Genomic DNA, 15,498 nt, shown 5'->3' with positions numbered 1-15,498 from the left:
AAACTAATTAGCTAAATGGTAAGTTGGGCAGGCAATCTTTGGCTGCAAAAATAATTAAATTTAAAGTTAACTTTTTTAGTTAGATTTATAGACATTCCGGGTAAGGAGTTTAGTAACGTAATAGAAATAAAATAGTACGAATGACTTATAAAACCTAGACTTCCTTGAGGAGTCATATTACAATACATGTGAGACCATCTATAAATAAGCAGGTGGAATCATATGAACCCTTTAAATATTTAGTTTAGAAAGAGACAAAAAAGATATGACTCACAGTGAACAGAGTATATACATAAAAGAATTAGGCCGTTTAATCGACGATTATTACAAATGTCCCTTGGATAAAGTGCGTGAACAAATCCAGCGTGATATTGTACTGCTGAGTACAGTCCTGGATTCTGATAAGCACCACACGTAGGTTTAAAAAACAGCATGCATCAGTTAATGCAGAATCGGATATTCCGATTCTTTTTTTATTTCTAGATTAGTTCGTGCAAACCGTGCAGTTATTTCAGTAATTAGCGACATTTTGCTGCCTGAGTACGGAAATCATACACAGAGCCGGAGCTTTCTTTTTGAAAATGTGGATCAACTAATTTACGTTTTTTTTCAATCATTAAATAAGTTAATGTTATAGGCTTCTAAGAAGTATCGCGGCAAAAAGAACCTGGCTGTCATAAACGGGTCCACAACCTGGCTTATCTGAGTCTGTCCTATTGCACTGAAAAGCATGGTTAAATGATTGATCGACAAATTAGTATGAGGGCGCAAGAGTTCTATCATATGTTCAACCGACTGTTTGACTGCCTCATCCAGTGTTCGAGCAGATACGATCATGGCAAGTCCATCGGCATTCATTACGATAGGATGTTTGATGGCTGCCCCCTTTATAACATCTAAGGTAACGGTTGCTTTACCTGAAACTTCTATGCCGGTCACCCCAATTTCTCCGTCACCCATCGCTGCATGCAGGTCTCCCAGGCCAAAGAGTGCTCCATCAGCAGACACGGGCAGGTAGAGCACTGCGCCTTCAGCGATTAACTTCGTATCCATATTGCCGCCGTGTGACCCGGGAGTACCTGTGGGAATCTGCTCACCCTCTGGTGCAACCCCAATTACGCCAATCATAGGATTAAGAGGGATATTCACTGTCTCATTAAATATCGCTTTGTTGTATTTTATAGGAATGAATTTTACCTCATGCTGTTCCAAAATATCCCCCATAACACCCAGATTTGGGCCGACAGACATAACACCATGTTCAGCGATTTCAATTCTTTCGATTTTAACCTTTAAAATATCACCTGGCTGGGATGTTTCTATAAAGATTGGCCCAGTAGCCGGATTGATTTTATTCCTGTCAATTTCAGTATGACCAGAATGTATCTGGTTGCTGTAGCAATCATATGTCTCAATGGTAATAGTCGTGCCAGGCATAATCCTTTTTACCGGCTTATTTTCCCGGCTGAACGCAAAGAAATGTTCTTGTTTAGTTAGTAGTTCTCCCAACCCATTCAACTCCCTCTTAGGTATATCTTTTATAATTTGGCATTAATCTTAATCATTATAATATAATGAATTTTTATTCTCTATATAGGACCCATTCATAAGATTACTAAACATGCTGCCAAAGCAGGAATTAATATATAAAACTTTCAATCTTAAAAAAAAACTCTGAAAAAGCAGGTTTTTCGCCTTTCTATGTATAAGTTAGATAAATAGCAGTATCGATATCATAATTAGGAGGCATGTTCTTTGAGCCAAAAGCTAGCGACTTTTCCCATTGAAGAAGTCCGTAAACAATTTCCAGCTTTAAAACGCACCTATAATGAGAAGCCGGCAATCTATATGGATGGGCCCGGCGGTTCACAAGTAGTTCATACATCCATAGAAGCCATTGCTAGATATATGGAGAATGGCGGTGCAAACCTGCACGGTGCCTTTCCTTCCAGCCGTGAGACGGAAAATATAATCGCAGAAGCCAAAAATATCATAGCTGATTTTCTTAATGTTAAATCATCAGAAGTAGCATTTGGTGCTAATATGACAACTCTGGCTTTCTCTGTTTCTAGGTCTCTCGGCAAGAAATGGGGAAGGGGCGACGAGATTGTTGTAACAGAGATGGATCATCGCGCAAATGTTGATCCCTGGATTTCTATGGCTGAAGACAGGGGCATGACTGTTCGCTGGATAAAAGCAGATCCAAAAGCATTCACTTTATGCCTGGATAATCTGGATGAAGTGATCAATGAGAACACCAAGCTAGTAGCCATAGGGCTTGCTTCAAACGCCGTAGGCACGATAAATGACGCTGTAAGGATCTCAACTAGGGCAAAGCAAACAGGTGCTCTTGTTGCTGTTGATGCTGTCCATGCAGCACCTCATATCCCAATCGACCGCGAGGCTTTAGGGGCAGATATTATTTTCTGCTCCGCATATAAATTTTTCGGTCCTCATATCGGAATAGCTGCAATAAAAGAAGAAACTTTCGCCGATTTAGAACCATACAAACTGAAGCCGGCGCCGTCTTATTACCCCGATAAGCTGGAAACAGGAACACAAAACCATGAAGGCATAGCCGGAATTAAGCCTGCCATTGAATTTTTTGAGCAGCTGGGTACAGGCTCAACACGACGAGAGAGAATAGTGTCCGGAATCAAATTCATAGAAGAGCATGAAAACCGTTTATCCACAATACTCAGAGACGAGCTGGCAAAAATGGACAATGTAATATTATATCAGCCAGGCTCTGCTGTACCTAAAACACCTACGATTGCTTTTAAGGTAGATGGCTTCCATCCCGAAGAAGTATGTCAAACTCTATCAGAGAAGCATGCAATTTTTATTGCAAGCGGGGATTTTTATGCGACAACCTTAGCAAATAAAACAAGGGTAAATGAGACAGGCGGCTGGATCCGTGCAGGTCTGGCGCCATATAATTCAGAAGACGAAATTATCCAATTTATTGATGCCATTAAGCAATTGTAAACTATAGAATCCTTTCTAAATGAAAGGATTCCAGACTATCGACAAAGTCGACAGCTATTTTTTAATAAAATTTAACCCTCAATATATAGTGCTTAACTTTAAGAAACACCACCATATATGCAAGAATAAATTGACAAACCTCATTTTTTGCGACAAAGTTTGTTTGAAATTGATTTTGTCTACACTCTGGAATCCTTTCTAAATGAAAGGATTCTTTTTTTGGGTTTAAATTAGTGAAAGATTAAAGCGCTAAAAAGAAGCGGCTTTTCTATGAACTGAATCATATGAGGCGTGAAGGAGAACAAAATAGGTAAAGGACCGAGTCCCGTTGTATAAAAATACATAAATTATTATATATATATTATTTTGTATTGACTAACCAAGTAAAGGTGAGTATTATATAAATATAATTTTTATTGAATAAATATAAAGTATTTGTCAATCCAAGATTGGTTTAGGATGAACAGTTTTATCAATAAAATGAAAAAATCATTTCAATACAGAAGCGGGGACTGTTTTGGGATATCCTCAGTCTAGCTATCTTGTTATTTTAAATGAAAGACAACATACACCGGCATGGGGTGTTTTTTTATGCCTTTTTCATCTTATGAGATTAAATAGATTAGGAAACATACAACTAGAAAAGGAGAAGGTAAAAATGGGAGTAAACAACAGATTAGGCCTGTGGATTCTCACTGCATTAGTAGTTGGGAATATGGTAGGCTCAGGAATATTTATGCTGCCTCGTTCCTTAGCGGAATCTTCAAGTCCAGCCGGAGTAATGGCAGCTTGGGCAGTGACGGGTTTTGGTGTTCTTATGATTGCATTAGTATTTGGTAATTTAGCGATAAGGAAACCTGAACTATCAGGAGGACCCCAGATCTATGCAAAGGAATTATTTAAAGAAGGATCAAAAGCCTCACTTCTTTCCGGTTTCATGTCATCTTGGGGCTATTGGATTGGTAACTTTGCCGGGAATGTTGCTGTTATCACAACGTTTGCCAGCTATTTATCCACATTCTTTCCAATATTAACGAGTCAGGCTGAATTATTTACAGCAGGTACATTTACCTTAAAGGTTGGTAATGCACTAACATTTGCTGTGTGCTCGATTCTATTGTGGGGAACTCATTTTATTATACTAAAGGGTCTTGAAAATGCAGGTAAATTAAACTTTGCAGCAACAGCTACAAAGGTTCTTGGATTCTTTTTATTCATCGTGATAGGCCTGCTCGCTTTTGAAAAAGGAAACATGCTTCCTTTCGCTGCTCCAAGACTGGATGATACAGGTCATTCTATTAGTTTGTTTGGCCAGGTGAATCATGCAGCGGTTTCAACGCTGTGGGCTTTTATCGGAGTAGAGTCTGCGGTGGTATTTGCATCGAGAGCCAAAAGGAAAATAGATGTAAAGCGTGCAACCATGCTGGGGTTATTCATCTCATTGGCTATTTATATTGGGATAAGCACACTTGTTATGGGAATGCTGTCTCCTGATGCATTAATAAAATCAGATAAACCTTTAATAGATGCGATGGAAAACGTACTAGGACCAGTTGGTGGAAAGCTGATAGCGGGACTAGGATTGGTTAGTTTAGCAGGTTCTACAATTGGATGGGTCATGTTGAGTTCTGAGGTTCCTTATCAGGCAGCTAAACAAGGACTGTTTATGCCAGCTTTTGCAAAATTAAATAAAAATGGACTCCCGGTCTTTTCTCTTATTATAACAAATGTTCTTGCTCAGTTATTTATATTCTCCACCATTTCTAATTCAATATCTGCAGCGTTTGAGTTCATTATTTATATAGCAACTTTGTCTTATCTTGTACCATACTTTATTTCCTCTGTATTTCAATTAAAATTAACTATAACTGGTGAAACGTATAGCACTAACAAGAGCAGGATGATAGATGGGGTCATTGCGGTCATTGCTACTCTTTATTCCGCCTGGGTAATTATAGCAGGTACAGCTGATGTCAAAACCTTCACGTTTGGAATGATCCTTCTGGCAAGTGGAATTTTATTTTATAAGCTGCTTCCAAAACCCGGTTCATTACCTGGATATGCGGATGAAAAACGCACTGCATAAAAGTAAAGTAATTTGACAAAACGGTTACCAATATATTAACCAAAAAGCCAGAAATCTGGAAGAAAAGTGTATCCTATAGTGTAGACACTCAAAAAAAGTCTTCCTATAGGGTGCTTTTTTGTATAAAGGCCACTGAATTTGATACAACCTTCTGAAAATCCTAAACATATACTGGTATTTATTGAGTCTTTTGGGGATTGGATGATTCAATAATTGGATAAATGGCTTCTGGAGGAGCCTCCGGACAAAGAATAATTCGAAACAGCGTTTTTTTCCACTAAAAAGAGTTAAGGACATTTTCATTTCCTTAACTCTTTTAAGGTTTTAAAGGGTTAGATCCTCACTTGACATGATTAAAAATCCATCGTTCTTCCATTTGTTGGAAGGTAGAGGCTGAAAGTGGTTAAAGCGTCATTAGATTCACATTTTATTATACCGCCGTGTTTCTCAATAATCTTCTTACATACATATAATCCGATTCCTGTTCCTAGTTCTTTAGTTGTAAAAAAGGGTTCAAATATGGTTTTGATGTTTTCAGATGCTATAGCGGGGCCATTGTTTGAAAGAGTTATGACTAATTCATCTGGTTCACTCCAGCATTTTACAAAAAGATTTCTCGGTTTTTCTTTATGCTTTAAAGCATCGATCGAATTAATAAAAAGATTGAGCAGAACCTGCTTCAATTCATCTCTATTAGCTATGATTTCTAATTCTGCACCGATATCTATTTCAACGTTTACATCTGTATCAACAATGCTTGGATAAGAGAGCTGCTGAATTTCATTGAAAAGTGTTTTTATTGAAATGGTTTCCTGCTTCCCATTAATCCCCGCTTTAGAAGTATGAAGAAATTGAGTGATTCTAAAGTTTAATTGATGTAATTCATGCTCGATAATGTCTAAATACAAGAGCTCTGGATGGTCATTTTTCAATATTTTAGTAAATCCCATAATGGAGGTCAAAGGATTTCTAAACTCATGAACAAAGCTGGAGGATATTTGACCGAGTACTGCAAGTTTGTCTTTGTGGTTTTCACTGATGTATACCGTTTTATCATTCAATTCTTTATTTTTCAAATTTGTATATCTGGAAACAGCATGATAACAGAAGAGATCAAAATGGGTATTAATATGATTTATAATGAATTGAATATCACCTGGAGGTATATTTGACTGGAAGATATTTTTAATAATTATGCTTCTCCCAAGGTTTACATTGTATACAAAATCCCCAATATTTATATTGGCCTCAAGTCGCTCGCGAGCAACCTTATAAGCTAGATTAATGATATCTTCCTCACTTAAAGATCCGGTGATGGCATTCTTTATGAGTGAAAACATTTGGTTCCCATTTTCTAGTATCAGATCTTTATGTGGATCGACTTTGTCGATTATGATCATATCATGCCAATTCTTCAAAAATTCAGACTGGTGCTCATCTAAAAAGCGCACTAAAATTCGTTTGTGCGACCCTTGAAGTGTCGTAAGCATCTTTATCCCCATTTCCATCAATTGTTTTTACATTTATCACATTACCTTCATTTACAAATTGATAGACAAAAACAATATGTTCGTACATTCTTACTCATTTATGTAAAAAACTAACCTTTATAGAAGGACATCTCTTTGTTAAAATTTTATCAGTAAAAATACCCTACGGAAAAAATTATCCCATAACCTTATTATCAACCATTTTTCTCTGATAATCTATGATTAATTCATCTAATGACTGGCTAAAATTCAGAGTTTCCTGGCTATTTAACCCTGTTGCAGCTGCAATAGAGATCATTTCCTGCTGCATTTCTATAATTTTTTCTAGTAATTCATTCATCTTATAGATACAACCTCTCAAAGAACGATTACCGTTAATTGTAAGTTATCTAGTATGTTCATTGCTACATAATTAAAAAGACAATTTCTTTGTAAATACGACAAATTCACCCGAAGTTTTATTAGAAGCCTGCTTGAAATAATATTCCTCTTGTCTGGGGAAATGGCTGTTTCAGGATTGAAACTATTCTATATAATAGTATAAACAATTTATAGGAAGTGTGGATATGCCATCAAAAAAACCCAACAACTCTTTTGCTCTCTGTGTGTTTCCGGGATATAGATGGTGCGGTCCGGGGTGCAGCGGCCCCGGAGCACCCATCAATGATGTGGATGCCTGCTGCTGGAGGCATGATCGCTGCCTAAGGCTTAGAATGCCAGCTTGTGAGTGTGATAGAAAATTTATAGATTGTCTGCGTCCCAAAATTAATCCTAAAACCGATAAGGGAAAAAAAGCAGCACTCATGTATAGCTTAATGAGAATGAAAACAGCATTTTTTTGTAAGTAATTAAAAGCCTCAGGAATAGAACAGGCTATTCGTAAGGACTGTTCAACTCGTATAAACAATTTTAGATAGCGATATATAAGGAGTATTTAAAAGGGCAGCTCATAGCAGTCCTTTTTACATAAAAAAATAGGATAGTAGGTCTATAGACAAAATTTTCTTACAAGAAAGTATGAAAAGTAGAAGGGTTTTTTAAATAGGAATAGAACTGTTTAATTAATACTTATGAAAAAGTGGATAGAAAGAATACATATGTAATTAAAAGCATTTATTATAACGTTACCTGCACATAAAAGACTTCTAAGGAAAGAAGGTATGTAGTATGAATGGAAATTTTTTTGCTAACTATAGCAATTTCATCGTAATCCCCACTGAACAGCAGGAATCAGGTAAGAAAGAATATGATCCGAACGATTATGCCACATATTATATCCTTACACTAGCCCTCTATGATTCTCTTCTATTAAACTGGTCCGAAGCACACAAATATGATGTAGAAGTTGAAAGATGTATAGAAAGTGTATTAGAAGATTTTAATTCATCACAAATTGACCACTATCATTTGCAGCTTTTAGAACTTGATAAACAGAAAACTTATTTTGTATTAGCACTCTCCTGTAAAAATAAAATCGAGAGCAAGGATGCAAATGAACGGATCGCTTATATTATTGAAAAAATGCTTACAAATCCTTTTTACATCGGGCAAAGCTGGTACAAATTTACCGGTGACAGGGGACGAATTGAACGCAAGCTTTTCTGTTTTTCTTTTAAAGAATATACAAGCTGAGGCTCTATGGAGAGCTTTCAACAAAAAATGTATCATACCAGGGGTTATCCTAGATTTAAATAATGACACCTATACAAATTACTAGAGGGAAACTAAGGTTCCCTCTATATTTTATGGCACTGCAGGCTGTTAATAGATGCACGTATATTTCTATTGTGTCGCTTTCTCCATATTAGTTTTTTTGTTTACAATATTGGGTAATTTACTTTTAACAGCTAATATTTTACAAAAAAGAGGTGCATAGAGATGAACAGCAACTACGAGCGCCTTCTCCTCATAAAAGAACTTAAACAGCTGATCAGGGAATGGGATAAATGTAAAGATAAGTATATTAGAAGAGATATCTCAACGGATATAAAACTTATAAGTGATGCCATAGATTTGATGTGATTCGAAAACAGGAGAGGGATATAAGGAAAATGGATGACAAAAAAGGAGCGAATTGCTCCTTTTACTTTTTTATAAAGAATCTAGTAGTAAAACAGCATGATAACCTAAGGCAATCTCATTCTAGACAAAAGACCTGGAGATCCTTCAAATATTCATCTAATTCATTATGCGCTTTCTGCAGATGAATCCTTCATGATACCGTCTTTTATTATATATTAATATAAATGATAATCAGGGAACCTTATGGACACTCTATAATCATGCAAAGACTATGAAAAATATAGAGAGGTGTTCTCTTTGTGGATTATGAAATATGTGCATAAACGCGAGGATGGCGGCATTGCTGCAATAGAATTAGAAAGTGAAGATGGCAAAATGGATGTTAATGCCAGATGGGATGGCTGTATGGAAATTCATTTGTTCTCTGTAACTGAAGAAAACCGTAAATTGATGGATATCATTCATACATGTGATTTAAAGGGACTAATCGGAAATCTCCAATCTTTAGATAGTGTATGTACTGAGTTTTTTGAAGGAAAAAGTTAGTTGGTGAGCTCATTCATAACAACAAAATGATCATATTAAATAGCCAGCTGGATTAAAGGACTGGTACGGTTTGAGTGTTGTTAGGCTGGCTTTTGGTTTGATGAGTTTGATCTGTTATTATGAAACTAATTACGCCTTTATTTAACATAATTGCGCCGTAATTCGGAATTATTGCGTCGATATCCAATTTAATTGCGTCAAACTCTAAAATGCAGGGCTTCTAGATGCATTTGTCCGCTATATAATTCATGGGGAAACGCTGAATGCACTGTACATCCTGCAAATTGCTGCTTTCCATCCGGAATTGCACCTTTCATTCGTTTTTTTGCTATCTTGCCAAACCTGTATTGTTCCTAACTTGCTTGTATATGAATGCCGTCCATAAGCCATAAAAGAAAGGAGGTGCCAGTGTATGCACCTCCTTTGCTATTTTTAGTTATAATTTTAACTTAGCGTGAAAAAATGATAGAGGGAAATTTCCATGTTTTTCTTCAACAAAGGAAGGTTTTTTTCCTTATCGTTATTCCTTATTGAACCACAAAGGCTCATTGTCGTCGACTTCACCATTATAGTTGATAAGAATCTCTTCACCAGCTTTAATATCTTTATAAGCAAAGAAATCAAATGTGTGGTTTGGAAAGTTAATTTCATAAATGGCATTGGGCTGATAAGAGTGGTTGAACAGCATGCCATACCCTAAAAGCAGAGCAGTATGGTTTTTACCGTATTCAAAAGCATAATCAGCCAGTAACGTTTTCTCTATATGGACGTGCTGATCGTTTGGATAGGGAAGAGCCGGCGCTGCATGAATCAGCTCGCCTTTTTTGATATCTTGGGTAGCAAATACCCCTCTATTCAATTCTCCGTCGCTCAGTGTTGAAGTCTTAATTTCAATCATGGCTGTCACCTGCATTTTCTATATGTTGTTATAAGCATGCCAGTTAAATACGATGAATGCAAATGTTTTAATAATAATCCTTCATTTTTACTGAGTTGTTTTACCATGAGAGCGTGTATAATTTAAAGAGGATAACCTTTCAAAAATGCACAAAAATAAGTATTATGTTAGAAAAAGCAGGAATAAAAATTCCTGCCTGTATCGTAGGTTTATGGATTCAGTCACCATTAAAAATATCAAATATTCCTTTTGCAATGCTGCCTTCATCTTTGGACCCTGCTCGGCGGGGCGCAGCTGCGAATACTCTGCTTGCAAGCCGGCTGAAAGGCAGGGATTGTATCCATACCGTTCCAGGGCCTTTTAAAGAAGCAAAAAATAGTCCTTCTCCGCCGAAAAGTGCAGTCTTAACTCCTTTAACCATTTCGATATTGTATTCGACATCACTTGTCATCGCTACCAAGCACCCTGTATCAACTCGCAATAATTCGTGAGGAGCTAGTTCTTTTTGGAAAATCGTACCCCCAGCATGCACAAAAGCCATTCCGTTTCCCTCAAGCTTCTGCATAATGAAGCCTTCACCGCCAAAGAACCCGGCTCCGATTTTCTTTTGAAATTCGATTCCTACAGAGACTCCTTTCGCCGCTGCTAAAAAAGAATCTTTCTGGCATATGATTTTGCCGTCATACTGACTTAAATCCATTGGAATGATTTTTCCAGGATAGGGGGATGCAAATGAAACATGCTTCTTTCCAGAAGCTGATTAGTGAACGCGGTCATGAATAAACTTTCTCCGGTCAAGACTCGTTTCCCAGCACTAAAAAGCTTGCCCATTAATCCTGCTTCACTTGAAGCATCGCCGAAGATGGTTTCCATATGTATACCATCTTCCATCATCATCAAACTTCCTGCCTCCGCTATAACCGTTTCGTTAGGATCTAACTCTACCTCAACAAACTGCATATCATCTCCAAATATCTGATAATCAATATCATGATTGTTCATTGCTTTCCTCCTAATTGAAATGTCTCATACACTATTTTAGAATATGGAAGGATTTTCCGCTATCTATAAAATATGAGTCTAAACAATCTAAAATGATCAAATGTAAAAGCGAAGGAGAAAATTATATGGATAAGAAAACCTTGATAAAAATTACTCTGTAACTTTTCTACTCGATAAACGTAATAATAGTTGACAAGAGGATTATATTAATATTGATAAGAAAGGGATTGAAACAATGAGAAAAGCATTGTTAATGATTACGATAACGGCATCCTTGCTGCTTAGCGCCTGCTCGTCTTTAGGTGATGTAAATAACTCTTTAGATTATGTAAATAAAGCAACGGAACATCTAAATAACTTAAGCAATTTTGCAGAAGAAGCCCCGAAGATGATTCAGGAAGCCGCGGTTGATGCTGCGGTAAAGAAAAATCTTGAAAATGAGCTGACATCTTTAAAAGAAGAGCTTACCCAATTTAATTCTATGAAGGATGTTCCTTCTATGGCCGAAGATTTACATCAGCAGCTGATAACAAAAAACGAAGAGGTAATTGCAGAAATAAATAAATTGATGGCAAACGGCCAGGTAGCTTTAGATAAGCTCGAAGCCTCGGAACTTATAATATTGGTTAACGATTTAGAAAAACTAATGAATCGAATTGAATCATTAGGATTGTAAAAAGGACAACAAGGAATGTACTGCCTCAGTACTTATCTTACCTGTGGCAACAGTACGAGTAGGTATATGTATAAAATCAGCCGCCTAGCAAACGGCTGAAATTTTTTTTATCATTCTAGAACCATAAAATAAGGTTCAGGACTAGTGGAAGAAGTAATAGGATGGATCAAGGAACAGTTTGCTATGTGAAAGTGCTGCACGTTGGAGTTCCGGAACATTAGCCGTCTCTATGCACGCATAGTACTAAAAAAGACATGCTGCCATACATAATGCTTTCTATACCTATTCTCCACTGTTAAAGCGAGGATCATAAAGAAGTGTATCTCCAATCACGTTTGCAATATGAGACTAATAAGGATAAAGAATTTGTTGAAATACTGCAGATCCTTAAAATTCAAAAATTGCTCTTAAATCATAAAAAACCCTCTATTATTCGAAAAAGTCCTCTTAAATTCTGATGAACCTGCAATGAGATTTAATGCCAATATGAATATTAGATAAGAGTTGCTAATACTTGCCCAGGCGATGACTTTTTGGTCTATTTTTGCCCTTTTTTAACGACTATTCTGCCTCCATGCTGCTCTCTCAAAGCTGTCAGCTAATCTTTGGCATCTAAGATTGCCTCAACAGCTGCTTCTTTCCGCAGGTGAATCTAATTGGTTTATTTCTATTGCTCTACAATTGACTTATTTCCTGGCAGCAATTAATTATTAAAGGAATCAGTGTAAAAATGGCTAAATCCCAATAACTTAAAATGGGCTCGTTCTTTTTATTTTGTACAGGTTGACTTTAACGCTGCGTAAAGGTGTAGAGTTAAATTGTCAGGAGGTGATCACATGGAATATACAGTTCAAAAACTAGGAAGGCTGGCAGGAATCAGCACCAGAGCTCTCCGGTATTATGATGAGATTGGAATTCTTAAGCCGGCAAGAATCAACTCATCAGGATACCGAATTTATGGTGTAAAGGAAGTTGATAGGCTGCAGCAAATTTTATTTTATAGAGAACTGGAGATTTCCCTAGAGCGAATTAAAGCTATTATGAATGACCCTTCCTTTGATCTTAACGAAGCACTAAAAGCACACCGGGAACAGCTCCTTGACAAACGAAAGCAGTTAGATTTAATCATTGCTAACGTAGAAAAAACCATTGCATCATCAGAGGGGAGAATGATTATGTCAGATAAAGAAAAGTTTGAAGGCTTTAAGCAAAAAATGATTGAAGATAACGAAAATAAATATGGAAATGAGATTCGTGGGAAATATGGAAATAAGACCGTCGACAAAGCCAATGAAAAAGTGATGAATATGGCACAGGAAGATCATGAAGAAGCAGGACGTCTGGCGGAAGAAATCAAAGCGGCACTCGCGGAAGCTCGCAAAACTGGTGATCCATCTAGTGAAACAGCGCAGAAAGCAGCCGAATTGCATAAGCAGTGGTTAATGTTCTATTGGAGCGAATACAATAAAGAAGCGCATGCCGACCTGGCGCAAATGTATGTGGATGATGAACGGTTCAGGAAATATTATGATGAAAAGCATCCAGGAACAGCAGAATTCCTAAGGGATGCAATTCACATATATACTGTGAAATGAATGTAAATTAGCCTTATAAAAGCCGCCTCTTTATTCAGCGAATAGGCGGCTTTTATTTGTATGTTTGTTAAAAGTCTAAAGAAAAGCGGCATACTTAAAGGGCAGAATAAACAAATGTCATGTATACTAAGAATGCAGGTAACTGGAATATAAATCATACTGTTATTAATCGTCTAAATGTATTAGAGGGTGTGAAAAAATGGGTCACATTAGTGGAAAAACATTCAGCTGTGAAAAAGAATTGACTCTTGCAGTAATAGGAGGGAAATGGAAAATGCTGATTTTATGGCATCTTAAAGATGGAACTAAGCGGTTTGGAGAGCTAAAATCTCTTATGCCAGGCGTTACCCAGCGTATGCTTGTAAATCAGCTGAGAGAGCTGGAAGATGATTTTATTGTACATCGTGAAGTGTACCCTGTTGTTCCTCCTAAAGTAGAGTATTCACTCACTGATGAAGGGGAAAGCTTAATACCAATCATAGATGCTATGTACCAGTGGGGAAAAACCTATAGTAAAACCGTGATGAAGGATGAGGTTATCATTAAGGAATTGCAGTGATCAAATCGTTTTAATTATACGGTATGCCTCTGCGTACCATTTCACATACTAACACCGTTCAGTAACTTGTATTAAGTTGGCTGTTCGGTGTTTTTTTATTGGCGGTAAGGAATAAATGTTTATCGTCGGAACGCAGTGGGTACTGTCTGTTGTAATTAATTTGAGTACAGTATACTTTTTGTAACTACGTACCTTTTTTATCACTATATGAAATAAAAGTGCGTACTTTCATAAAATGCACTACACAATATAATGAAATTTGTACAGGCTGCCGAGAGGAAAAATAACGCTGCCTGATCATATTAAATACTATTCCGAGGTGAATGACACATGCAATTACAATTAGCGTTAGATCTAGTAAATATTCCTGAAGCTATAAGCCTCATTAAAGAAGTGGAAGAACATATTGATGTGGTGGAGATTGGTACTCCTGTAGTGATTAATGAAGGGCTTAAAGCGGTAAAAGAAGTGAAAGAAGCTTTTCCGAATTTAACGGTTCTAGCAGATCTTAAGATCATGGATGCTGCCGGGTATGAAGTGATGAAAGCTTCAGAAGCTGGAGCTGATATTATTACCATTCTTGGTGCTGCAGAAGACGAGTCGATTAAAGGCGCTGTTGAAGAGGCAAAAAAACAAGGTAAGAAAATTCTTGTAGATATGATAGCCGTTAAAGATCTTGAAGGACGTGCAAAAGAGCTTGACTCTCTTGGAGTTGATTATATTTGCGTGCATACAGGATATGACCTGCAGGCAGTCGGCCAAAACTCATTCCAGGATTTGATGACGATAAAAGGTGTTGTGAAAAATTCAAAAACCGCAATTGCCGGCGGCATAAAACTTGAAACGCTTCCTGAGGTTATTAAAGCTCAGCCAGACCTTGTCATTGTAGGCGGAGGAATTACAGGACAGGACAATAAAAAAGCTGCGGCAGAAAAAATGCAGCAAATGATTCAGCAAGGATAACGCTATATGGCTATATCAAGTTTACTAAGTCAAATTGTTGATGAATTAAGGAAAACAGTTGACCAAATATCAGACGAAGAAGGAGAAGTGCTAGTCGGCCATATTCTTCAATCAAAGAGGATATTTCTGGCCGGCGCAGGACGGTCGGGCTTAATGGCTAAATCCTTCGCCATGCGGCTCATGCATATGGGATTCGATTCATATGTAGTCGGTGAAACCGTAACGAAAGGCTTTGAAAAAGAAGACCTATTAATTATAGCCTCTGGTTCAGGAGAAACTAAAAGCTTAGTGCAGGCGGCTGAAAAAGCTAGAACGATCGGCGGTAAGGTTGCCCTGATTACGATCAATCCACAATCTAGCATTGGTCATTTATCTGATATCACTGTGAAATTACCGGGTTCTCCTAAAGATCAATCCGGAAGCGGTTATAAGACGATACAGCCCATGGGATCGTTATTTGAGCAGACCTTATTATTGTTCCTGGACTGTGTTATTTTAAAAATCATGGACCAAAAGGGAATGGATTCTGCTGTTATGTACGGCAGTCATGCCAATTTAGAATAAGCGGGGGCCCTCATATTTGAACTATAACCCGATTAATGGACACTAAATTAAAAGTGCCCCTTAATCGGGTTTTTCTATGTCATCAGGAAGAAAACCCGTTTATAATAAA

At 37.2% G+C, this 15,498-nt stretch carries 15 protein-coding genes and 1 pseudogene; 11 read left to right on the top strand and 5 right to left on the bottom strand.

From position 1 onward, the window contains the following. Positions 1-265: 265 nt before the first annotated feature. Positions 266-418: a hypothetical protein gene (locus tag JOC77_RS19130; protein ID WP_204547234.1), complete on the top strand. Its 153-nt coding sequence runs from the start codon at positions 266-268 to the stop codon at positions 416-418. A gap of 191 nt (positions 419-609) precedes the next feature. Here the strand turns inward: JOC77_RS19130 and JOC77_RS19125 are convergent, their stop codons facing one another. Beyond that, on the bottom strand, positions 610-1,509 hold the full coding sequence (locus tag JOC77_RS19125) for an acetamidase/formamidase family protein (RefSeq protein ID WP_204547231.1): 900 nt from the start codon (positions 1,507-1,509) through the stop codon (positions 610-612). Positions 1,510-1,755: 246 nt separating this feature from the next. Between JOC77_RS19125 and JOC77_RS19120 the strand changes: the two genes are divergently transcribed. Both JOC77_RS19120 and JOC77_RS19115 read left to right on the top strand, forming a co-directional pair. Beyond that, entirely contained in the window at positions 1,756-2,988 is a 1,233-nt protein-coding gene (locus tag JOC77_RS19120) for a cysteine desulfurase-like protein (protein WP_204547228.1), read from the top strand. Between the two features lie 658 nt (positions 2,989-3,646). After that, positions 3,647-5,074, top strand: a complete 1,428-nt coding sequence (locus JOC77_RS19115; RefSeq protein ID WP_204547225.1) for an amino acid permease — start codon at positions 3,647-3,649, stop codon at positions 5,072-5,074. Between the two features lie 353 nt (positions 5,075-5,427). On the opposite strand, the gene JOC77_RS19110 is transcribed toward JOC77_RS19115, so the two are convergent. Beyond that, entirely contained in the window at positions 5,428-6,564 is a 1,137-nt protein-coding gene (locus JOC77_RS19110; RefSeq protein WP_204547222.1) for a histidine kinase N-terminal domain-containing protein, read from the bottom strand. Between the two features lie 175 nt (positions 6,565-6,739). Then, positions 6,740-6,904, bottom strand: coding sequence for an aspartyl-phosphate phosphatase Spo0E family protein (locus JOC77_RS19105; protein WP_204547219.1), 165 nt, complete (start codon positions 6,902-6,904; stop codon positions 6,740-6,742). 827 nt (positions 6,905-7,731) lie between these two features. Between JOC77_RS19105 and JOC77_RS19100 the strand changes: the two genes are divergently transcribed. The 3 genes from JOC77_RS19100 to JOC77_RS19090 all read left to right on the top strand — a co-directional run bounded on the left by JOC77_RS19100 (position 7,732) and on the right by JOC77_RS19090 (position 9,132). Then, a complete protein-coding gene (locus tag JOC77_RS19100) occupies positions 7,732-8,196 on the top strand; it encodes a hypothetical protein (RefSeq protein ID WP_204547216.1) in 465 nt (154 codons plus the stop codon). A 246-nt stretch (positions 8,197-8,442) separates the two neighbouring features. After that, on the top strand, positions 8,443-8,586 hold the full coding sequence (locus JOC77_RS19095) for a hypothetical protein (RefSeq protein ID WP_204547213.1): 144 nt from the start codon (positions 8,443-8,445) through the stop codon (positions 8,584-8,586). A 306-nt stretch (positions 8,587-8,892) separates the two neighbouring features. Next, positions 8,893-9,132, top strand: a complete 240-nt coding sequence (locus JOC77_RS19090; protein WP_204547320.1) for a hypothetical protein — start codon at positions 8,893-8,895, stop codon at positions 9,130-9,132. A 520-nt stretch (positions 9,133-9,652) separates the two neighbouring features. Here JOC77_RS19090 and JOC77_RS19085 read toward each other — a convergent pair. Both JOC77_RS19085 and JOC77_RS19080 read right to left on the bottom strand, forming a co-directional pair. After that, positions 9,653-10,030 carry an SET domain-containing protein gene (locus JOC77_RS19085; protein WP_204547210.1) on the bottom strand — a complete coding sequence of 126 codons (378 nt, stop codon included), beginning with the start codon at positions 10,028-10,030 and terminating at the stop codon, positions 9,653-9,655. Between the two features lie 217 nt (positions 10,031-10,247). Further along, positions 10,248-11,032, bottom strand: a pseudogene (locus tag JOC77_RS19080) (TIGR00266 family protein). Positions 11,033-11,267: 235 nt separating this feature from the next. Here JOC77_RS19080 and JOC77_RS19075 point away from each other — a divergent pair. The 5 genes from JOC77_RS19075 to hxlB all read left to right on the top strand — a co-directional run bounded on the left by JOC77_RS19075 (position 11,268) and on the right by hxlB (position 15,389). Further along, entirely contained in the window at positions 11,268-11,708 is a 441-nt protein-coding gene (locus JOC77_RS19075; RefSeq protein ID WP_204547195.1) for a DUF6376 family protein, read from the top strand. Positions 11,709-12,544: 836 nt separating this feature from the next. Further along, positions 12,545-13,303 carry a MerR family transcriptional regulator gene (locus JOC77_RS19070; RefSeq protein WP_204547192.1) on the top strand — a complete coding sequence of 253 codons (759 nt, stop codon included), beginning with the start codon at positions 12,545-12,547 and terminating at the stop codon, positions 13,301-13,303. 199 nt (positions 13,304-13,502) lie between these two features. Then, positions 13,503-13,862: a transcriptional activator HxlR gene (hxlR, locus tag JOC77_RS19065; RefSeq protein WP_204547189.1), complete on the top strand. Its 360-nt coding sequence runs from the start codon at positions 13,503-13,505 to the stop codon at positions 13,860-13,862. A gap of 330 nt (positions 13,863-14,192) precedes the next feature. Further along, a complete protein-coding gene (gene hxlA / locus JOC77_RS19060) occupies positions 14,193-14,825 on the top strand; it encodes a 3-hexulose-6-phosphate synthase (RefSeq protein WP_204547186.1) in 633 nt (210 codons plus the stop codon). Positions 14,826-14,831: 6 nt separating this feature from the next. Beyond that, the gene (gene hxlB, locus JOC77_RS19055) at positions 14,832-15,389 is read left to right on the top strand and encodes a 6-phospho-3-hexuloisomerase (RefSeq protein WP_204547168.1); all 558 of its coding nucleotides are present in this window, start codon (positions 14,832-14,834) and stop codon (positions 15,387-15,389) included. Positions 15,390-15,498 lie beyond the last annotated feature (109 nt).

The sequence above is a fragment of the Peribacillus deserti genome, assembly GCF_016909175.1.
Taxonomy (GTDB): domain Bacteria; phylum Bacillota; class Bacilli; order Bacillales; family DSM-1321; genus Paraperibacillus; species Paraperibacillus deserti.
The sequence above is the reverse complement of the archived record's forward strand: the minus strand, read 5'-3'. Positions and strand labels throughout refer to the sequence as shown.